Raw genomic sequence first — 19,232 nt, 5'->3', positions numbered from 1 at the left:
CATCCGGTATTAGCCCCGGTTTCCCGGAGTTATCCCGATCTTACAGGCAGGTTGCCCACGTGTTACTCACCCGTCCGCCGCTGAATCAGGGGAGCAAGCTCCCCGTCATCCGCTCGACTTGCATGTATTAGGCACGCCGCCAGCGTTCGTCCTGAGCCAGGATCAAACTCTCCATAAGAGAGTATGAGTAAGCTCATACTTTAAAGCTGGCATATCAAGTGATATGTCCGATATCATTTGTTCCGTTCTCGCCCGACGGGGTCGGGGATCGGGAACTCATTTCATCAGCGTTTTGCTGTTCAGTTTTCAAGGTTCATTTCCGCCGCTCCGAAAGCGACTTCTCTATATTAGCACCGGTTCATTCTGAAGTCAACACTCTTTTTTCAAAAAGTTTGACGCCGTGATTTTGCCGGCCGCCGCTCTCAAGCGACGTTTACTATCATACTCAGTACCCGCCATTCCGTCAAGCTGTTTTCCAAATAAAAATACGGGGGCTCCCCATCACTGTTCCGTGATCGGGGCCACCCGGTAGTTTCGATGCTCAATCCTGCCGTCCTTGGCCTGCTTCCGGACGACTTCTATAAGCCCTCTCTCAATCAAGTATTCAACAAACACTTCCAGGTCCACGGAATAGTTCCGAAGTTCTTCGTGCTCGTGCAGCTCTTGGATGGTCCAGTCCTTTTTGTCTGACATGGCGGAAAGAATATGGCGTGCTCCGTCCGTCACTTTGGAGTTGATGAAAAATTCCCCGGCAAGGAACAAAAGCTCCAACCGCTTTTCAAGCGCCTCGTCGCTCAAAACCAATTCTTCATACAACTTATAGATGGCAGGGTCGATCTTCCTGACCTGCGACCAGACGGTCACTTCGGGAAACAGCCCGCTTTCAAGCACCGCCAGCCGGGCGAGACCATGGAGGGAACGGACAACATGATTATAGGCGTCCAGGTAGTTCTGCTGTTCATAAAACATGCGTCCCTCCATATAGTGACGGATCAGGCGGGCGAATTCGAGTCCGGCTTTGATCTGCCTTCCGTAGAACGGAAAATCTTTAAGTTCCGTTTTCAGGTTTTCAATATATTCGTTTCTATCGAAGAGGATGCGCCCGAAAAAGAGCCAATCCACGATTTTGCGATTCGACCCCAACAGGAGCCATTTTTTAAGTTGCCGCTCCGCGACAACATGCATGGCCGCCTTTTCCAGGCCATCCGTGTAATGTTTTGTGAAGACAGGCCGCTCCGCATCCTGCACGAGGATGAGAAGAATCGCATCGAACGTGTCGGTAACGGGATCCAACTTGCCCCGCTTCTCGACCAGAATGACACCGAGCGTGTTCGGGTCACCTGCACGTTCCTGATAAATCGGCCGCAGTAGATGCTCCATGGGGGATTCCTCCTTTTATCTCTGTGTGCAAATTCGACAAGCAATCCGGGATTCCTTCCCTGCCCCGAAAAAAGGAAAGCCAAATTCGCCCGCCCATCATAAAATCGTCAATCTTGAGTAGTCCTGACGGGAAACGGTACCGGAGAAATGTGGTATAGTAGACGGGAAATGAGGAGGAAAGTCGATACATGAAACCATATAAGAATAAAATCAACCGGATCCGGTCCTTTGCCCTGGCATTGATCTTCATCGGATTTGTTGTAATGTACTTCGGTATCTTCTTTAAGCAGCATCCGATCGTGATGATCATCTTCATGATTCTCGGGCTTCTCTGCATCATCGCGAGCACCGTCGTATACTTCTGGATCGGGATGCTGTCGACCAAAGCCGTACAGGTCGTCTGTCCGAGCTGCGGCAAAGAGACGAAAATGCTCGGCCGGGTCGATATGTGCGGCCACTGCCGGGAACCGCTCACGCTTGACCCGGAACTTGAAGGTAAAGAGTTCGACGAATCCTATAATCGCAAAAAACCTGCACAAACAGGCAAGTGATTGCCGGGCCGCCCTTTTGAAGGCGGCTTTTTTCGTGGAAAACAAAAACTCACGGGGCGTTGGCCACGTGAGTCCGGTCCCTTATTGGACCACTGGGTTGGTTTTGTTTTCTGCGCAGTCCGGGCATTTGCCGTAGACTTCCATCCTGTGGGAGTCGACCTGGAACCCGGTAATGTGGGAAGCCAGATGCTCAACTTCGTCCAATCCCGGATAGTGGAAATCGACGATCTTGCCGCAGTCACTGCAGATGATGTGGTAATGGTCATGAGTTACAAAATCGAACCGGCTCGAAGAATCTCCGTACGGAAGTTCCTTTACCAGGCCGGCCTCCCGAAAAACTCGGAGGTTGTTATAGACGGTAGCGACACTCATATTCGGGAACTTATCCTCCAGCGCACGATAAATTTCATCGGCAGTCGGATGGGACATGGAAGTTACGAGAAATTCAAGAATCGCATGCCGTTGTGGCGTGATTCTCACGCCGCTCGTCTTCAACGTATCCAGCGCTTCCTGAAGCACGGTTTCAGACATGGACATGCCACCTCTTTCCATAGAGATTCCTTTATAATAATTGTTATAAACAGTTTATAGGAAAGAAGGCATTCCTGTCAATGAAATCCCCTTGCTTCTTTACTCTGCGTGAAGAACATCCTCCGAGCGTCCGAGCTTCGCGTTGACATTGCGTGCTGCGACAAACAGGAAGTCCGATAAACGGTTCAGGTAAGCAAGAACATCCGGATTCACATGGTCGCCGGTAAGGAGGGCTGCCCGCTCCGCCCTGCGGACCACAGTTCTTGAGAAGTGAAGCCCCGCCGCTGCCGGGTGTCCGCCCGGCAGGATGAAATTCTTGAGCGGTGCCAGTTCTGCATCGTACCGGTCGATCCATTCCTCGAGCTGTTCGATCTCGGTCTTTTCCAGTTTCCACTTGACCTCTTTCCCCTCCGGCGTCGCCAGCTCCGCTCCGACATGGAACAGCACCGTCTGAATCCGGCGGAAAGCGGCCAGCAGCTCGTCTTTACCGTCAAAGAACTCTTGGTGGAGGTGTGAAAGCGCAAGACCGATTGCGCTGTTGGCCTCATCGCAAGTGCCGTACGCATCGACGAGCGGATCCGTCTTGGATACCCTCTTCCCATAGATGAGGGAAGTCTGTCCCTTATCGCCTGTTCGTGTATAGATCTTCATATTTAATAACCCCTTTCCGGATCGACCCGGTTTATCATTTCCCCGGTCCGGCCATCCAGATAGGCCCGGAGGTTCGGTATGAAGATTTCAAGCGACCGCTCGACGTACTTGCCGGACAACGCCGAGATATGCGGGGAAACCGTCACGTTCTTCATCTTCCAGAAAGGACTGTCTGCGGGAAGAGGCTCGGTTTCGAATACATCCAAAACTGCAGCGGACGGACGGCCTTTCTCCAGCGCTTCGATCAGCACCTGTTCTTCGTAAAGGTCTCCTCTTCCGAAATTGAGGAACAACGCCGTGTCCTTCATCGCCGCAAAATGCTCGCGGCCCAAAAGCCGTTTTGTTTCCTGGGTACTCGGAAGAACCGAGATGATGGTATCCATCTCGGGAAGCGCCTCCAGGAGCCCGTCAAAAGAAACCATCTCATCCATATACTCCGCCTGCCTGCCGGAACGGTTGCAGCCGTAGGTTCGGACACCGAATGCCTGAAGCAGCCTGCCCGTCTCGCCGCCGATTGCCCCTGGCCCCAAAATCAGTGCCTTTGAGCCGAGCAACTCTGTGCCGCGTATTTTCTTGTTCCACTCGCTTCTGGATTGCTGGGCATACACATCCTGCAACTTTTTCCTGTATGCCAGAATATGCGCCAGCATCGTTTCGGCCATCGGCGTCTTATGGATGCCCCGCACATTGGTGACCCTGATGTCCAACTCTGCGGTACGGCCGAGAGGCATGTGCTCCACACCGGCCGAAGCAACCATGATCCATTTCAGGTTTTTGGCGCGATCCAGAACGCTTTCATCGATATCCGTACCGTATGTGACGATGACTTCACTCGATCCGATTGCAGGATCGTCCGTTTTCCGGTCGAACAGGAAACGGATCTCCGGAAACTCACTCCTGAGCATCTCTTCCTGGTGCTCTTTGATTCTGAACAAAAACAAAACATCCATGCCCGACTCCCCCTTAATGATCCGTCAGTTGCCTGATTGTTTCGAGTGCTTCCCCGACATGCCCCTTCACACGCACTTTCCGCCATTCTTTCACGACCGTGCCGGTCGGATCGATCAGGAACGTCGACCGCTCGATCCCCATATACTCTTTTCCGAAGTTCTTTTTCAGCTTCCAGACACCATATTGTTCCGCCACCGTGTGGTCCTCATCCACCAGCAGCCTGAACGGCAGTCCGTGCTTGCCGATGAATTTTGCATGGGACGCTTCGCTGTCCGGGCTTACGCCAAGAATGACCGCATTCAGCTTTTCGAACTCGTCGTGGCTGTCGCGGAAGTCACATGCTTGAGTCGTGCAGCCCGGCGTGTTGTCTTTCGGATAAAAGTAAAGCACGACATACTGCTTTCCTTTGAACTCGGATAGCGAGACCGTATTCCCTTCGCTGTCTTTCAATGAAAAGTCCGGTGCGGACAAGCCTTCCAATGTTTCTGCCATTCCCAATCCCTCCGTGAAGTCGTTTTCTTCATCGTAACGGAGCGCGCATGGCATGACAATTTTTTTGGTGTTCCCGGCACTCTTTGTCTACAATAAGAATCGTAGATTATGAATGGAGGGGTTCCTTTGGAACGGAAACAGTCTGAACAGGTTTACAGCGAAGCGCTGAAACATATTGTAGGTGGGGTCAACAGCCCGTCGCGTGCATACAAGGCGGTCGGCGGCGGTGCACCGACTGTGATGGAGCGCGCGGAAGGTGCTTACTTCTGGGATGTCGACGGCAACAAATACATCGACTACCTCGCGGCGTACGGACCGATCATCACCGGCCATGCGCATCCGCACATTACGGAAGCGATCACGCATGCCGCGCAGACAGGTGTTCTCTATGGGACGCCGACCCGTCACGAAGTGAAGTTCGCGGAGATGCTGAAGGAAGCCATCCACTCGCTAGATAAGGTGCGCTTCACGAACTCCGGAACGGAATCCGTCATGTCCACGATCCGTGTGGCCCGAGCCTACACCGGACGGACGAAGGTGCTGAAGTTCGCCGGATGCTACCATGGACACTCAGACCTTGTCCTTGTTGCGGCGGGTTCCGGCCCTGCGACACTGGGCACGCCGGATTCCGCCGGGGTTCCGAAATCAATCGCGAAAGAAATGATCACCATTCCATTCAACGATGAAGAATCGTACCGGAAAGCGATGGAACAGTGGGGAGACGAACTGGCGTGCATCCTCATCGAGCCGATCGTCGGCAACTTCGGAATCGTCGAGCCGGAAAAGGGCTTCCTTGAACTGGTGCATGAGCTTGCGAAAAAGCATGGCGCACTCACCATCTATGATGAAGTGATTACGGCGTTCCGCTTCCACTACGGCGGCGCACAGGACTTGCTCGGCCTGACGCCGGACCTCACCGCAATGGGCAAGATCATCGGCGGCGGACTGCCGATCGGCGCTTACGGCGGCCGAAAAGAGATCATGGACCATGTCGCACCGCTCGGTCCTGCCTACCAGGCAGGCACGATGGCCGGCAACCCGGCATCGATGCTGTCCGGAATCGCCTGCCTGGAAGTGCTGAAAGAGCCGGGTGTCTACGAAGAATTGGATCGCCTCGGTGCCATCCTCGAAGAGGGCCTGCTCGAAGCTGCCCGGAAGCATGGCATCACGATTACGATCAACCGCCTCAAGGGGGCGCTTGCCGTGTTCTTCACGGACGAAACTGTCAAGAACTACAAGCAGGCCGAAGACAGCGACGGCGAACAGTTCGCGAAATTCTTCCGCCTCATGCTGCAACGCGGCATCAACCTTGCTCCTTCCAAGTACGAGGCTTGGTTCCTCACGACCGCCCATACAGAAGAGGATATCCGTGAAACCATCAAGGCAGCGGATGAATCCTTCGCCGAGATGGCGCGCGGATAAACAGGCTTCGGGGAACGTTTGATTTCTCTTCCGCCGTTGGGGTAAAGTATGGGAACAAACAAACAGCGCGGAAAGGACAATCACTGAATGAAACTCGGTGCACGAATCTTAAAAACCGGTGTCGCGATCGTCCTCGCCCTGTTTCTTGCCCAGACGATCGGACTGCCGACGCCGCTTTTCGCGGGGATTGCGGCGATTTTTGCGATTCAGCCTTCGATTTACCGCTCTTTCCGGACGATCATCCAACAAGTCCAGGGAAATGTCATCGGGGCATTTATCGCGATTATTTTCACCCTGATTTTCGGTGACCACCTGCTCGGCGTCGGGTTCGCGGCCGTCACAATCATTGCCATCATGCTGAAGCTGAAGCTGGGCGATGCGGTGACCCTCGCGCTCGTCATGATGATCGGGATCATGGAATTGCCGGATGAGCACTTCATCATGTATGCCGTTCTCCGGTTTTCCACGATGCTGATCGGGATTTTCTCGGCTTTTCTCGTGAATATGCTTTTCCTTCCGCCGAAGTATGAGCCGCGCCTCTTCCAGTCTTTATATGACGTACAGGATGAAATCATCCGCTGGACGCGGCTGACGGGACGCCAGGCCTCCGAGCATTCCGCAACGAAAAAGGCGATGGGCAAGATTAGCGAACGGTACGACAAAATCGATATGTATTTTTCGCTATTCAAGGAGGAACGAGGCTTCACGAAGGCATTCACTTTCCAGAAAGCGCGCAAGCTCGTCATCTACCGGCAGATGCTTGCCACGTCACGTGACGGCTTTGACATCCTGAAGCAGCTTCATCTTTACGAGAACGAACTGATCGACATGCCGCCGCATTTCAGGATGATGATCCAGGAGCTGCTGGATGAGCTGCTCACCTATCATGAGCAGATCCTCCTGAAATTTGCAGGCAAGCTGAAGGATGACCGGATGAGCCATACCGGGCTGGACGGCAGGATGGACCGCCATGAAGTGATGGACATCTTTGTCAAGGAGATCAACATCGCCAAGCAGGAAGAGGAACAGGACTTCTCCGCCTATCATCTCTTGCACGTGCTTTCCTCGCTTCTTCAATATGAAGAGCAGCTGGAAGACCTCGACCGGATGATCGTCCGGTACGTAAAACGGCATGGAGACGAAATGGATAAACAGCTTCAGGAAGATATTATTTAACGCAAAACCGCGGACAGTTCGACTCTGTCCGCGGTTTTGTGTTTATCGGGATTTGCTGATCCCGCTTATTCGGCTTCAGTCCCGGATTCGCCAAATAACGTTCTATATCGGCTTATTCAAAATAGCCATGGTCAGAAGAAGCTGCTGCTTCATCCCAAGTGAATAGTTGCCGACTTTTTTGTCAAGGCAGGAAATGGTTCCGATTCGCTCGGCCGCTGCCTTCATATCAGCGGTGCGCAGATTCTGGACATTCGCGATGAACTGCAGATGGTCATAGCCTGTCCACCATCCATTCGGTTTTCGCCTCTGCAATGTCAAGTTCCAACCCTTCCAGAGAATCAAAAGTGCCTCCATGATCCTGATAATTTCGTACTCCATGGATGAATGCCTGTTCAAAATTAGGATAATCCTTCCAATTATTATGATAAATCGTATTTCGCCATTCATAGAGAGTCCGGCTGACTTCTGATAAGGCCTCCTGCCTCACTTCCAAATCGGGATGAGTTCCTGATTCCATTTTTTCCTTTAATCTTTTCTCTTCCAGTTGAATGGATGATCGGTATTCATCAGCTTGAGCAAAGGCTTCTTCTTTCCAATTTTCCTGAGCCTCCAGATTTGATAGGTACAAAACGATCTTGGCAGTTAAAAGAAGAGTGATCAACACTACTATTTTTCTGCTTCGCCAAATTTTCTTCAATTCGAATGTCTGCCTCCTCCGCCTTACAGCCGTGCGGAGGCTCGGCCGGTCGGCTTTCTCGCAGGAGTCGCCCGGCGTCCTTGCTTTTTGCCCGTCTCACATTGTTGCTATTCTAACATTCCTAATATAGATCTCTTAAATTATTTTAGTTCTTATTAAATAAGACGGACCATTTTTCACGGTCCGTCTTGCAGGTTTTATTCAGCTCTTCATCTTCGGATCCAGTGCATCCCGCAGCCCGTCGCCCATCAGGTTGAACCCGAGAACGGTGAGCATGATGGCGAGTCCCGGGAAAATCATCGTCCACGGGGCGTCGCGCAGGTAGTTGCGGGCATCTGACAGCATTTTTCCCCATTCCGGAGCGGGTGCCTGGGCACCGAGCCCGAGGAATCCGAGCGCCGCCGCCTCAAGGATCGCCGTGGCGACCGCAAGCGTCCCCTGGACGATGACCGGCGCCATCGAATTCGGCAGGATATGCGAGAATAGGATTCTTGAATCCCTCATGCCGATTCCTTTTGCCGCCGTGATGTATTCATCCTGCTTGATGCTCAGCACCCGGGAGCGGATGAGCCGCCCGAAATTCGGGACGTTGATGACGGCGATCGCAATGAGCGCGTTCTGGAGCGATGGCCCGAGAACGGAGACGATCGCGATGGCGAGCAGGATCGACGGGAACGCAAGCATGATGTCGAACAGGCGGGAAATGATCGTATCCACCCAGCGCCCGTAATAGCCCGCGATGATTCCGAGAAGGCTGCCGACGATTACGGATCCGATTACCGAGAAGAATCCGACCCACAGCGAGATCCTTGCCCCGTGGATGACCCGGGAAAAAATGTCGCGTCCGAAATCATCGGTGCCGAACCAATGCTCGGCGCTTGGTGCCATCAGCCGTTTGGACATGTCCTGTTCGTTGATGCCTTCCGGCGCGATCAACGGGCCGGCAAACGCAAGCAACACAAACATCAGGACAATCGCCGCGCCAAAGAGGGCGGCCTTGCTTTTCCTGAAACCTGTCCAGGCCTCCCTCCAGGGGCCGGCCGCCTTATCCTCCGGCGTCTCGGGCAGCGGCTGTGTGACTGCTTCAGACATGGCGCATCCCCCTTTCCTCAGTCATATTTGATGCGCGGGTCGACCACGCTGTAGAGAATGTCGACGAGCAGGTTGATCATGACAAAGATGAATGCGACGACGAGGATTCCGGACTGGATCACCGGATAGTCCCGGAAGCCGATCGCATCATAGATATAACGGCCGATTCCCGGCCAGCCGAAGATCGTCTCGGTCAGGATCGCCCCGCCGAGCAGGATCCCCATCTGCAGACCGATGACCGTCAGCACCGGTATGATGGCGTTCTTGAGCGCGTGCTTGTACACGACAAGCGACATCCGCTGGCCCTTTGAGCGAGCCGTGCGGACAAAGTCGGAGCGCATGACTTCAAGCATGCTCGATCGCGTCATCCTGGCGATGATCGCCATCGGGATGGTCGCGAGCGCGATCCCCGGTAAAACCAGGTGCTTGAGCACTTCACCGAGCTGGTCAAAGCGCCCCTGAATGATCGTATCGACCACATACAGCCCGGTGATTGCAGCGACGGGGTTCCGCACTTCCTCGCGGCCGGTCGTCGGCAGCATATTCAGCTCGATGCCGAATATCCACTGTTCCATGAGTCCGAGCCAGAAGATCGGCATCGACACCCCGACCAGCGCAATCACCATCGCCGCGTAGTCGAACCACGAGTTCTGGAACCAGGCGGAGATGATGCCCGCATTGACCCCGACGATGACCGCGATGATCATCGCAAATACCGCAAGTTCGATCGTTGCCGCCAAATAGGGCCAGATTTCCTGGGCCACGGGCGCGCGGGTCCTGAGTGACTCGCCAAGGTCACCGGTCAGGATGCCGGCGAGGAATTCAAAATACTGGGTGTACCACGGCTGATCGAGGCCGAGCTTGGCTTCAAGCGAGGCGACCGCCTCGGGCGATGCTTGCTGGCCGAGGATGACCTGAGCCGGATTACCCGGGATTGCCCGGATGATCATAAAGACGATGAATGTCATGCCGAGAAGCACCGGGATCAGCTGCAAAAGCCGCTTTCCGATGTATTGGAGCATGGTTACCACTCCCTGAGTTCAGATTCGATGAATGGGAAAAGGGAAGAGGCATCACGCCCTTCCCCATCCTGCCATCAGTTGAAGTCGACGTTGCTCAAGATGTCCGAACCCGTCGGATGCGCCTTGAAGCCGGTGATATCAGCCGAGCCGGCAAGGAGCGGTGTGGAGTGCGCAAGCGGCACCCACGGCGCATCTTCATGGATGATTTCCTGCGCCTTGGCATACAGCTCGTTCCGCTTGTCTTCATCCACTTCGGTCTGCGCCTCGATCAGGATGTCATGAAGCTCATCGTTGTCGTAGTACGTATAGTTGTTGCTGCCGATGTTGTCCCCGTCGAGAAGAGCATAGATGAAGTTGTCCGCATCCCCGTTGTCCCCTGTCCAGCCGAGAAGGAATGCGTCCGCTTCCCCTTTGCTCGCCTTTTCAAGGTAGGTGGCCCACTCATAGGAGACGATTTCCGCCGTCACGCCGATGTCAGCCAGGTTTTTCTGGATGACTTCCGCCACTTTCGCGCCGTCCGGCATGTACGGGCGTGGAACCGGCATCGCCCACAGCTCCATCTCGAAGCCGTCCGGATAGCCTGCTTCCGCAAGAAGCTCTTTCGCTTTTTCAGGGTCGTACTCATAGCCTTCGATGCTGTCGTTAAACGCTGGGATCGAAGGTGGGATCGGGTTCTTCGCCATCTCGGCCGCTCCCTCGAAGAATGCATCGATGATGGCCTGCTTGTCGATCGCGTGGTTGAATGCCTGGCGGACGAGCTTGTCGCCGAACGGCTCGCGCGTCACGGTCATGCCGAGGTAGCCGATGTTGAGCGACGGGCGCTCGAACAGTTGCAGATTATCATCACCGCTGATGGTCGCCTGGTCGGACGGATTGATGCCGTCCGCGAGGTCGATGTCACCCGTGATGAGCGCATTCAGCCGGGCACCGTTGTCCGGAATGGAACGGAAAACGACGCGGTCCAGTTTCGGAAGACCTTCTTTCCAGTAGTCCTCATTTTTCTCGACCGTGATTGAGTCGTTGCGCTTCCACTCGACGAACTTGAACGGACCAGTGCCGACCGGTTTTTCACCGAAGGCTTCAGCGTCCGCCTCAAATGCTTCAGGGCTGCCGATGCCGAACATCGTCATCGCAAGGTTTTTCAGGAACGGAGCCTGCGGGCGCTTCAGTGTGAAGACGACCGTATGATCACCCTCTGCGGTCACCGACTCGATGACATGACCCTCATCCCCCTTGAATCCGCCGAACATCGACTGGTAATAAGGGAAGGTGTCCGCGTCCCCGTTCGCCCAGCGCTCGAAGTTCTTTACAACCGCTTCCGCGTTGAAGTCGGTGCCGTCATGGAACTTGACGCCTTCCTCCAGCTCGAGCGTATACGTCAGGCCGTCCTCGGATGCTTCCCACTCCTTGGCGAGACCGGGCTGGAGTGTCGTATCCTGCTCCCCGAAATTGATCAGTGTCTCGAAGATATTGGCTGCGACTTTCATCGATTCGCCGTCCGTCACGCGGGATGGATCAAGCGAAACAGAGTCACCGCCGCGTCCGAAGACGAGTGTCTTGCTTTCCCCACCGCTCTCGCCTGCCTTGTCGCCTTCCGTCCCGGCTTCTCCGCCATTGCCTGATTGGCAGGCCGCAAGGACCATGGAGACGATCAGCAGGACAGCAAGCGTCCATAATTTCCCCTTTTTCACAATGACCCCTCCGTCACTAGTGTTTTATTATCATTGCCGCTCGCTTCCTCTTGGTAGAGGTGGCACGCGACAGAATGACCGGTTTCCTGTTCCTTCAATGCCGGAACGACCGACTTGCAGATGTCCATCCTGAACGGGCAGCGGGAATGGAACGGGCAGCCCGGCGGCGGGTCCGCCGGGCTCGGAATATCCCCCTCGAGGACGATCTGGTCCCTGACGAACTCCGGATCCGGCACCGGCACTGCGGAAAGCAGCGCCTGGGTATACGGGTGGAGCGGCATCTCATAGAGCCTGCCGCTTTCCGCAATCTCGACGATGCGTCCGAGATACATGACCGCCACCCGGTCGCTGATGTGCCGGACGACACTGAGATCGTGGGAGATGAAGATGTACGTCAGCCCGAATTCCCGCTGCAAGTCCTGCATGAGGTTCAGGACCTGCGACTGGATGGAGACGTCAAGCGCCGATACCGGCTCGTCCGCGATGATCAGCTTCGGGTTTGTCATAAGCGCCCTCGCAATGCCGATCCGCTGTCGCTGTCCCCCGCTGAACTGATGCGGATACCGGGTGGCATGATAGCCGCTCAGCCCGACAATCCCGAGGAATTCCCGGACTTTCCGTTTCCGTTCATTCGGATCCTTCACCCCATGCACCAACAGCGGTTCTTCCAAGATCTTCCCGATTGTGTGCCGGGGGTTAAGTGACGCGTAAGGGTCCTGGAACACCATCTGGATATCCCTGCGCATCTTCCTCATCTCATCACTGCCGAGCGCGGTCAGATCCCTGCCGGCGAATGAGACTTTCCCTTCGGTCGACTCCAATAGCCTCATGAGCAGACGGCCTGTCGTCGACTTCCCGCACCCCGACTCGCCGACGACCCCGAGCGTTTCGCCGGGCCACACCTCAAAACTGACGCCGTCGACCGCTTTGACGTGTCCCTTCACCCGGCCGAGCGCACCTTTCTTCACGGGGAAATGCTTTTTCAGCCCCTCAACCTTCAGCAAGGGCTCCTTCATGGGCAGCCGCCTCCTTTCGTTCCCTCAGGAAGCAGCGGGCACGGTGGCCGTCTCCCGTATCGTAAAGTCCGGGATCTTCTCCGGTGCACCGTTCGAATGCATACGGACAGCGCGCCGCGAAGCGGCATCCCGTCCGGATCGAACCCGGGCGCGGGACATTGCCCGGGATCGGATCCAGCCGCTTTTGCTTGAACCGCATGTCCGGCACCGATTTCAGCAGCCCCTCCGTGTACGGGTGCTGCGGGTTCTTGAATATGTCCCCGACCGGGCCTTCCTCGACCACCTTTCCGGCATACATGACGATGACCCGGCTGCACGTTTCCGCAACAACACCCAAGTCGTGCGTGATCAGCAACACCGCTGTATCAAGCCGCTCGTTCAGGTCTTTTACGAGCTTCAGAATCTGTGCCTGGATCGTCACGTCGAGCGCCGTGGTCGGCTCATCCGCGATCAGCACGTTCGGCTCGCAGATCAGCGCCATGGCAATCATGACACGCTGGCGCATTCCGCCCGACAACTGGTGCGGGTATTCATCCATGATTTCCTCCGCGCGCGGCAGCCCGACGAGCCGCAGCATGTCGATTGCCTGTTTGCGGGCGGCTTTTTTGCTGATTCTCCGGTGGATGCGGAGCGGTTCAATCATCTGGTCTCCGATCGTGAACAGCGGGTTCAGTGAAGTCATCGGTTCCTGGAAAATCATCGCGATCTCATTTCCGCGGACTTTCCGCATTTTCCGTTCATTGAGCTTCAGGAGATCCGTCCCCCCATACAGAATCTCACCGCCGGTCACTTTGCCGGGCGGATTGGGGACAAGCCCCATGATGGAAAGAGATGTGACACTCTTGCCGCAGCCCGATTCCCCGACAATGCCGAGCACCTCGCCCCGGTACAGGTCAAAGTCCACCCCGTCCACCGCCGGCACGACGCCCCCGTCCGTGAAGAATGACGTTCGCAGCCCGCTCACCCCGAGCACTTTCTGTCGGCTGTCCATACCGTCTCCCCCTTTGTCTCTCTGCAGGTTGATTGCCATGCAAATTGCATACGCTCACACTTTTCTGACGATTCTGCATTCTCTTATTATACAAATCTTTCCGCGAGATTCAAGACTTTCTTTGGAAGTCATACCTCTGACACAGTGAAACAGCCCCGAAACGACAAACATCCCGCTTCTCTTGAGAGAAACGGGATGGCATCTATGAATACACTATCGGGTCGGGATTATTGTTCCGGCACACCAAGCTCCTGGACCTGGAATAGATCGTGGTAGATGCCGCCACGCTCCAGCAGTTCGGCATGGGTGCCGCTTTCCTTCAGTTCGCCGTGGTCGATGACGAAGATCTTGTCCGCATGGGTGATCGTGGACAGGCGGTGGGCCACGATGATCGTCGTCCGGTCATGGGCAAGCCGTTCCAGCGAGTCCTGGATGAGGGCTTCGCTTTCCAGGTCGAGGGCGGACGTGGCTTCATCGAGGATCAGGATCGGCGGGTTTTTCAGGAACACGCGGGCAATCGCAATGCGCTGTTTTTGGCCGCCTGAAAGCTTGACGCCGCGCTCCCCGACTTCCGTATCATAGCCTTCCGGGAGACCCATGATGAAGTCATGGGCGTTCGCGGCTTTTGCGGCTTCGATCACCTCTTCATCCGTGCCATCCGGCTTACCCATCAGGATGTTCGATTTGACTGACGCACTGAACAGCAGGTTGTCCTGCAGGACGATCCCGATGTTTTTCCGCAATGACTTGATCGTAACGTCGCGGATATCATAGCCGTCAATCCGGACGGCGCCGCCGGTCACATCATAGAACCGCGGAATCAGGCTGATGATCGTCGACTTTCCGCCCCCGCTCATGCCGACGAATGCGACTGTTTCACCCGGACGGACGGTGAGGTTGATGTCCTTCAGCACATCCCCGGCCTCTTCCTCATAGTGGAAACGGACATGGTCGAACTCCACTTTGCCCTTGGCTTCCGGCATAATTGATGCCCCGGGTTTGTCCGTGATGTCATAGCCTTCATCCATCAGTTCGAATACCCGGTCCATCGACGCGACTGACTGGGTAAGTGTCGTGGACGAGTTGACGAGCCGCCGCAGCGGGCTGTACAGACGATCGATATAGGCGATAAACGCGACCATCGTCCCAAGCGTGAGATCCCCGCCGATCACATGCCATCCCGCATAGGCGATGACGAGAAGCGGCGCGACATCGGTGATCGTGTTGACGACGGCGAACGCCTTGGCGTTCCACTTCGTATGGTCGATCGCGGCTTCAAGGAATTCGCCATTCGTCTCGTCGAACAGCCCCTTTTCCCTTTTTTCCAGCGCAAAGCTTTTGATGACGCTCATGCCGGACACCCGTTCATGAAGATAGCTCTGCACATTCGCCAGCGCCTGTGAACGAACCCGTGTCAGTTCGCGAAGGCGTCCGAAAAAGTGCTTGACGCTCCACGCGTAGAACGGGAATGCGAGAAGCGTCACGAGCGTCAGCTTCACATCCATTGTCAGCATGATGCCGACCGCGATCAGGATGGTGGCGAGATCGAGCCAGACGTTCATGAGGCCGATCATGACAAAGTTCTTGGTCTGCTCGACGTCGTTGATGACGCGGGAGATCACCTCACCCGCCCGTGTGTTGGAATAATACTTGAGGCTCAGTTTCTGCAGGTGTTCGTAGATCTGGCTCCGGATATCAAAGAGAATCTTATTGGACGTGTACTGGGCATAGTACTGCCGGAAATATTCGACAGGAGGGCGTACGAGGAAAAACAACAGCATGGTGCCGCCGAGCCACCAGAGAAGCTGCTCACGCTTTTCCGCTGCGCTCAGCGTATCCACGACGATAATGTTGTCGATGACGAGCTTGATGAGATATGGAATAAAAAGCGGGATTGCAAACTTCAGTATCCCGATGAGTAGCGTGAAGATAATCATCCACGTGTACGGTTTGACGAACGCCATATACCGTTTCATGCTGCCGATGCTGCATCATCCTTTCATCAAAGACAACGGAACAGCCCGCCCGGGTGCGGGCAGGCTGTCATTTCCGTGTCTGGAACTGTTTCTGGAATTCGTAACGGGACGTCCAGACGTCGATAAAGTCGGGTGCGAACGGTCCGCGCCGCTGTTTGATCCATCCGATCAGTTTATCCACGTTGCGCTTTAGGATCTTATCGATGACGTCGGGGTACTTCATCTTCGCCTTATGGTCTTCGTACTCATCCTCATCCAGAATGTTATACGACATGTCCGGGAATACCTTCACATCCAGGTCATAATCGATATACTTGACCGTATTGTTATCAAAGACGAATGGAGAACTCATGTTGCAGTAGTAATAGACGCCGTCGTCCCTCAGCATGCAGATGATATTGAACCAGTGCTGCGCGTGGAAATAGACGATCGACGGCTCCCTGGTCAGCCATGTGCGGCCGTCCGATTCGATGACCAGCGTCCGCTCGTTTGCCCCGATCACCACATTGCGCGTTCCTTTCAGCACCGTCGTTTCCTGCCAGACCCGATGGATCTTTCCATCATGTTTGTAGCTGTGTATCTGGATCGTTTCCCCTTCTTTCGGGTTTGCCATAATCAACCCACCTTTGTCTGACGGCTGTTCGGAATGATTTTGTATCTACCTATTATAACAATGAACCCATGAAAGCGAAATCAAAAAGAGCCGGCAGGGCATATTGCCCCGCCGGCCGGTGGTTTCCATCCATTCCGTTATTTGTTGAAGCGGTTGTTCGCGCGACCAGAGTTCTGTTGCTTTTTAACTTCAGACTGCTGGTTTTGGCGACGAACCTGCTGCACGTCCGTTTCAGAACCGAACTCTTCGTTGCGGATCTGTTTGCGGACTTGCTGGATGTCCGTCTCCGAGCCAAATTCTTCGCGCTGAGGCTGCTGCTGGTTGTTGCGCTGGTTGCGCTCTTCCTGCTGGTTACGCTGCCTGTTGTTGTTCTTCGTCATGGATTTCTCACCTCCGTGCTCATTAAGATGGCTCGAAGGCAAGCTGAATATTCACTGGATTATTTTTCATTTTTCAAGCGGGCAACAGGCATACACAATGGCCCCATCCAATTCCCAAGTCTTATATTCCGAGCGCCGACCGCACTTTCTTCGTCGGGTTGGGCAACGTAAGCGTATCCAGTTCCTCCGGGCGGAACCAGCCGCTCCGCCCTTCCGGTGTTCCCCCGTCAGGAACAGATGCGGTATAAGCGGTGACTTCCCAGATCCGGTGGGTGAACACGTGCCGGAAACGGACCGCTTCGTCAATAGGGCCGACCGTCAGGCCATGGCGTTCGGAGACAATGCGGACAGCCTCTTCCGGGTCAGCCGTTTCCGCTGTCGGGAACTGCCACATGCCTGCCAGAAGGCCATCTTCGGGCCGTTGCTCCATCAGCCACCGTCCTTCTCCGTCATGCACTGCAATGACGATATGCGGAAATGACTGCTGCTTTTTCTTTTTCGACTTGACCGGCAGCTCTTCTTCCCTGCCTTCGTGGTAAGCGCCGCAAAGCTCCCTTACCGGGCAGAGCAGGCACTTGGGGCGTCTAGGCGTGCAGACGACGGCACCGAGTTCCATCAGTCCCTGATTAAACGAAGACGGATCGTCCTTGTCGATCAGTTCCATGACGGCCTCTTCGAAGATACGTCGGGTTTTGGGCTTTGCAATGTCTTCATCAATCAGCAAAACACGCGACAACACACGCATGACGTTTCCGTCGACTGCAGGAGCCGGGATGCCGTAGGCGATGCTCATGACCGCGCCTTCCGTGTACGGCCCGACACCTTTAAGCTTGCCGAATTTTTCAGGATCTGCCGGTACTTCCCCGTAGGTCTCGTAGGCCTCCCGGACGGCCGACTGCAGGTTGCGGGCCCGTGAATAATAGCCGAGTCCTTCCCACATTTTCATCAGTTCTTCTTCCGGTGCGTAGGCAAGTTCCTTCATATCGGAAAAGCGCTCGGTGAACCGGGCATAGTAAGGAATGACCGTGTCGACCCGAGTCTGCTGGAGCATGACTTCCGAAATCCAGATATGGTACGGGTTCCGGGTACGCCGCCACGGCAGGTCCCGCTTCTCTGCGCGGTACCATCCGGTCAACGCACCCCGAAAATCTTCTTTCCAATTCAACGGCTTCACGTAAAGCCTCCTGTTCGTGGTATGCTACGATTACGGTGAACCATTCAAGGGTATATTATTGTGTAGATTCGGGATGCCGAAAAGGCACCCCGGACAGAAAGGGGGAAGCCGCAGTTGGACACAGGAACCCATATCGTCATGGGACTTGCGCTTTGCGGCCTGGCTCAGGCAGACCCTCTTGTGGCGGAACATGTTCCGACGGCGACTGCCGTCTATGCAGGACTCATGCTCGGCTCCCAAGCTCCGGATGTGGACACGGTCCTGAAGCTCAAAAACAACGCGGTCTACATCCGGAACCACCGTGGATTCACCCATTCGATCCCGATGGTTCTCGCCTGGCCGCTTATCATCTCGCTCCCCCTCGCGCTGATCGTGCCTCAGGCGGATCTGCTCCATCTCTGGCTCTGGACACAGCTTGCGGTCTTTCTGCATGTGTTTGTGGATATTTTCAACTCATACGGGACGCAGGCACTCCGGCCGTTTTCTAATCGGTGGGTGGCGCTTGGTGTCATCAACACCTTTGACCCGGTCATTTTCTTTGCACATATCGTGGCGCTGGCCGCCTGGTTTTTCGGGGCGGACCCCGTATTGACGATGCTGATGATGTATGCTTTGCTGGCGCTGTACTATGTCGTCAGGTTTTCCGTCCAGGCGGCCGTCCGCCGCGCCGTCCGGAGTACGATTCCGGATGCGGGCGATATCATCATCGCCCCGACGATGCGATTTTACCAGTGGCGCATCGCCGCCTGCTCAGATACCCACCACTACGTGGGCCGCGCGTACGGCCGCTCCATTACGATCCTCGACAAATTTCCGCGGCGGCCGATTCCTGACAACGAACTTGTCAGAACCGCTTTCAAAGACTCGAATTTCCGTGCGTTTGTTGCATTTTCCCCGATTTATCGCTGGGAAATCACCGACCTTGGAACGGTCTGCGAAGTGCGGCTGATTGATTTGCGCTACCGCAGCAAGGAGTTTTATCCGTTTGTCGCCGTTGCCCATATCGATGACCGGATGGAGATCCGCAATTCGTTCACAGGCTGGATCTTCAGCGAGGACAAACTAAGGAAAAAGCTGAGTTTCGCACACGAAGAGGGCTGAACATGCAAACCGCCGGGCCGCAATGGCCTGGCGGTTTTATCGTGTTCGGATTCAGTGCAGCGTCCCGTCTTCCCCAAGCAGTTCCCTGATCCTCGGGTTCGACGCGACGAATTCATCAAGCCGGTTCCCGTAGGCATCGATCCATCTCAGGACCAGCTGGGAGACCTGTTCCTCATCCATCATTCCGTAGCCTGCCTTGGCGTAGGAGGATTCGATGTCTGAAGCCATCAGCTCTACCCAGGTTTTCGCCCTGTTGGCGGACAGCTGATCGTTGCCTTCCATCAGGCGGATGGCCAGTTGTTCGGTCAGACCCGGTGACATCCGA

Annotated in this window: 21 protein-coding genes and 1 rRNA gene; 4 read left to right on the top strand and 18 right to left on the bottom strand. The window is 55.2% G+C overall.

Annotated elements, in window-relative coordinates; translation table 11 throughout:
- Positions 1-178 (bottom strand): 16S ribosomal RNA (locus BLT01_RS06130); the annotation flags it as partial.
- 323 nt (positions 179-501) lie between these two features.
- The gene (locus BLT01_RS06125) at positions 502-1,380 is read right to left on the bottom strand and encodes a nucleotidyltransferase-like protein (RefSeq protein ID WP_092095811.1); all 879 of its coding nucleotides are present in this window, start codon (positions 1,378-1,380) and stop codon (positions 502-504) included.
- Positions 1,381-1,568: 188 nt separating this feature from the next.
- Between BLT01_RS06125 and BLT01_RS06120 the strand changes: the two genes are divergently transcribed.
- A complete protein-coding gene (locus tag BLT01_RS06120) occupies positions 1,569-1,931 on the top strand; it encodes a YgzB family protein (RefSeq protein ID WP_092095808.1) in 363 nt (120 codons plus the stop codon).
- A gap of 81 nt (positions 1,932-2,012) precedes the next feature.
- On the opposite strand, the gene perR is transcribed toward BLT01_RS06120, so the two are convergent.
- The 4 genes from perR to bcp all read right to left on the bottom strand — a co-directional run bounded on the left by perR (position 2,013) and on the right by bcp (position 4,556).
- Entirely contained in the window at positions 2,013-2,462 is a 450-nt protein-coding gene (perR, locus tag BLT01_RS06115) for a peroxide-responsive transcriptional repressor PerR (RefSeq protein ID WP_176765064.1), read from the bottom strand.
- Between the two features lie 99 nt (positions 2,463-2,561).
- On the bottom strand, positions 2,562-3,113 hold the full coding sequence (locus BLT01_RS06110; protein WP_092095806.1) for a cob(I)yrinic acid a,c-diamide adenosyltransferase: 552 nt from the start codon (positions 3,111-3,113) through the stop codon (positions 2,562-2,564).
- Between the two features lie 2 nt (positions 3,114-3,115).
- Positions 3,116-4,063, bottom strand: a complete 948-nt coding sequence (locus tag BLT01_RS06105) for a D-2-hydroxyacid dehydrogenase (RefSeq protein WP_092095803.1) — start codon at positions 4,061-4,063, stop codon at positions 3,116-3,118.
- 13 nt (positions 4,064-4,076) lie between these two features.
- Complete coding sequence (gene bcp, locus BLT01_RS06100; protein WP_092095800.1) at positions 4,077-4,556, bottom strand: thioredoxin-dependent thiol peroxidase; 480 nt, start codon at positions 4,554-4,556, stop codon at positions 4,077-4,079.
- 126 nt (positions 4,557-4,682) lie between these two features.
- Between bcp and BLT01_RS06095 the strand changes: the two genes are divergently transcribed.
- Together BLT01_RS06095 and BLT01_RS06090 are read left to right on the top strand one after the other, a co-directional pair.
- On the top strand, positions 4,683-5,978 hold the full coding sequence (locus tag BLT01_RS06095) for a glutamate-1-semialdehyde 2,1-aminomutase (RefSeq protein ID WP_092095797.1): 1,296 nt from the start codon (positions 4,683-4,685) through the stop codon (positions 5,976-5,978).
- Between the two features lie 87 nt (positions 5,979-6,065).
- On the top strand, positions 6,066-7,154 hold the full coding sequence (locus BLT01_RS06090) for an FUSC family protein (RefSeq protein WP_092095794.1): 1,089 nt from the start codon (positions 6,066-6,068) through the stop codon (positions 7,152-7,154).
- Between the two features lie 102 nt (positions 7,155-7,256).
- Here BLT01_RS06090 and BLT01_RS15050 read toward each other — a convergent pair whose 3' ends face one another.
- From BLT01_RS15050 to mutY, 11 genes are all read right to left on the bottom strand, one after another.
- Positions 7,257-7,472 (bottom strand): P-loop NTPase family protein, encoded by a 216-nt coding sequence (locus BLT01_RS15050; protein WP_143020584.1) that lies wholly within the window; start codon positions 7,470-7,472, stop codon positions 7,257-7,259.
- On the bottom strand, positions 7,426-7,851 hold the full coding sequence (locus BLT01_RS15045) for a hypothetical protein (protein ID WP_143020583.1): 426 nt from the start codon (positions 7,849-7,851) through the stop codon (positions 7,426-7,428). The genes BLT01_RS15050 and BLT01_RS15045 overlap by 47 nt, the downstream gene beginning before the upstream one ends.
- 201 nt (positions 7,852-8,052) lie before the next feature.
- The gene (gene nikC / locus BLT01_RS06080; protein WP_092095788.1) at positions 8,053-8,943 is read right to left on the bottom strand and encodes a nickel transporter permease; all 891 of its coding nucleotides are present in this window, start codon (positions 8,941-8,943) and stop codon (positions 8,053-8,055) included.
- 17 nt (positions 8,944-8,960) lie between these two features.
- The gene (locus BLT01_RS06075) at positions 8,961-9,965 is read right to left on the bottom strand and encodes an ABC transporter permease (protein ID WP_092095785.1); all 1,005 of its coding nucleotides are present in this window, start codon (positions 9,963-9,965) and stop codon (positions 8,961-8,963) included.
- A 74-nt stretch (positions 9,966-10,039) separates the two neighbouring features.
- Positions 10,040-11,656: an ABC transporter substrate-binding protein gene (locus BLT01_RS06070; protein ID WP_176765062.1), complete on the bottom strand. Its 1,617-nt coding sequence runs from the start codon at positions 11,654-11,656 to the stop codon at positions 10,040-10,042.
- Positions 11,653-12,672, bottom strand: a complete 1,020-nt coding sequence (locus tag BLT01_RS06065) for an ABC transporter ATP-binding protein (RefSeq protein ID WP_092095782.1) — start codon at positions 12,670-12,672, stop codon at positions 11,653-11,655. Before BLT01_RS06065 ends, BLT01_RS06070 begins: the two co-directional genes overlap by 4 nt.
- The gene (locus BLT01_RS06060) at positions 12,647-13,663 is read right to left on the bottom strand and encodes an ABC transporter ATP-binding protein (protein WP_092095779.1); all 1,017 of its coding nucleotides are present in this window, start codon (positions 13,661-13,663) and stop codon (positions 12,647-12,649) included. Before BLT01_RS06060 ends, BLT01_RS06065 begins: the two co-directional genes overlap by 26 nt.
- Positions 13,664-13,890: 227 nt before the next feature.
- Positions 13,891-15,627, bottom strand: a complete 1,737-nt coding sequence (locus BLT01_RS06055) for an ABC transporter ATP-binding protein (protein WP_281241488.1) — start codon at positions 15,625-15,627, stop codon at positions 13,891-13,893.
- 79 nt (positions 15,628-15,706) lie between these two features.
- Positions 15,707-16,252, bottom strand: coding sequence for a nucleoside tri-diphosphate phosphatase (gene ntdP, locus BLT01_RS06050; protein WP_092095774.1), 546 nt, complete (start codon positions 16,250-16,252; stop codon positions 15,707-15,709).
- Positions 16,253-16,389: 137 nt separating this feature from the next.
- Positions 16,390-16,632 carry a gamma-type small acid-soluble spore protein gene (locus BLT01_RS06045; protein ID WP_092095771.1) on the bottom strand — a complete coding sequence of 81 codons (243 nt, stop codon included), beginning with the start codon at positions 16,630-16,632 and terminating at the stop codon, positions 16,390-16,392.
- A 121-nt stretch (positions 16,633-16,753) separates the two neighbouring features.
- Positions 16,754-17,806, bottom strand: a complete 1,053-nt coding sequence (gene mutY / locus BLT01_RS06040) for an A/G-specific adenine glycosylase (RefSeq protein ID WP_092095768.1) — start codon at positions 17,804-17,806, stop codon at positions 16,754-16,756.
- Between the two features lie 114 nt (positions 17,807-17,920).
- Here mutY and BLT01_RS06035 point away from each other — a divergent pair, with 114 nt between their 5' ends.
- Positions 17,921-18,907 (top strand): metal-dependent hydrolase, encoded by a 987-nt coding sequence (locus BLT01_RS06035; protein ID WP_092095766.1) that lies wholly within the window; start codon positions 17,921-17,923, stop codon positions 18,905-18,907.
- 51 nt (positions 18,908-18,958) lie between these two features.
- Here BLT01_RS06035 and BLT01_RS06030 read toward each other — a convergent pair whose 3' ends face one another.
- The gene (locus tag BLT01_RS06030; protein WP_092095763.1) at positions 18,959-19,228 is read right to left on the bottom strand and encodes a YfhJ family protein; all 270 of its coding nucleotides are present in this window, start codon (positions 19,226-19,228) and stop codon (positions 18,959-18,961) included.
- Between the last annotated feature and the right edge of the window lie 4 nt (positions 19,229-19,232).

The organism is Bhargavaea beijingensis (genome assembly GCF_900101985.1).
GTDB classification, from domain to species: Bacteria; Bacillota; Bacilli; order Bacillales_A; family Planococcaceae; genus Bhargavaea; species Bhargavaea beijingensis.
Note: the sequence above shows the minus strand (reverse complement) of the source record. Positions and strands in the feature narration are given on the sequence as shown.

Coding starts and splice junctions, on each gene's coding strand:
- BLT01_RS06060 (WP_092095779.1), bottom strand. CDS start 13,663: ATGGACAGCCGACAGAAAGTGCTCGGGGTGAGCGGGCTGCGAACGTCA.
- BLT01_RS06120 (WP_092095808.1), top strand. CDS start 1,569: ATGAAACCATATAAGAATAAAATCAACCGGATCCGGTCCTTTGCCCTG.
- BLT01_RS06030 (WP_092095763.1), bottom strand. CDS start 19,228: ATGTCACCGGGTCTGACCGAACAACTGGCCATCCGCCTGATGGAAGGC.
- BLT01_RS06110 (WP_092095806.1), bottom strand. CDS start 3,113: ATGAAGATCTATACACGAACAGGCGATAAGGGACAGACTTCCCTCATC.
- BLT01_RS06055 (WP_281241488.1), bottom strand. CDS start 15,627: ATGGCGTTCGTCAAACCGTACACGTGGATGATTATCTTCACGCTACTC.
- BLT01_RS06065 (WP_092095782.1), bottom strand. CDS start 12,672: ATGAAGGAGCCCTTGCTGAAGGTTGAGGGGCTGAAAAAGCATTTCCCC.
- nikC (WP_092095788.1), bottom strand. CDS start 8,943: ATGTCTGAAGCAGTCACACAGCCGCTGCCCGAGACGCCGGAGGATAAG.
- BLT01_RS06125 (WP_092095811.1), bottom strand. CDS start 1,380: ATGGAGCATCTACTGCGGCCGATTTATCAGGAACGTGCAGGTGACCCG.
- BLT01_RS06075 (WP_092095785.1), bottom strand. CDS start 9,965: ATGCTCCAATACATCGGAAAGCGGCTTTTGCAGCTGATCCCGGTGCTT.
- BLT01_RS06045 (WP_092095771.1), bottom strand. CDS start 16,632: ATGACGAAGAACAACAACAGGCAGCGTAACCAGCAGGAAGAGCGCAAC.
- ntdP (WP_092095774.1), bottom strand. CDS start 16,252: ATGGCAAACCCGAAAGAAGGGGAAACGATCCAGATACACAGCTACAAA.
- BLT01_RS06090 (WP_092095794.1), top strand. CDS start 6,066: ATGAAACTCGGTGCACGAATCTTAAAAACCGGTGTCGCGATCGTCCTC.
- perR (WP_176765064.1), bottom strand. CDS start 2,462: ATGTCTGAAACCGTGCTTCAGGAAGCGCTGGATACGTTGAAGACGAGC.
- BLT01_RS06105 (WP_092095803.1), bottom strand. CDS start 4,063: ATGGATGTTTTGTTTTTGTTCAGAATCAAAGAGCACCAGGAAGAGATG.
- bcp (WP_092095800.1), bottom strand. CDS start 4,556: ATGGCAGAAACATTGGAAGGCTTGTCCGCACCGGACTTTTCATTGAAA.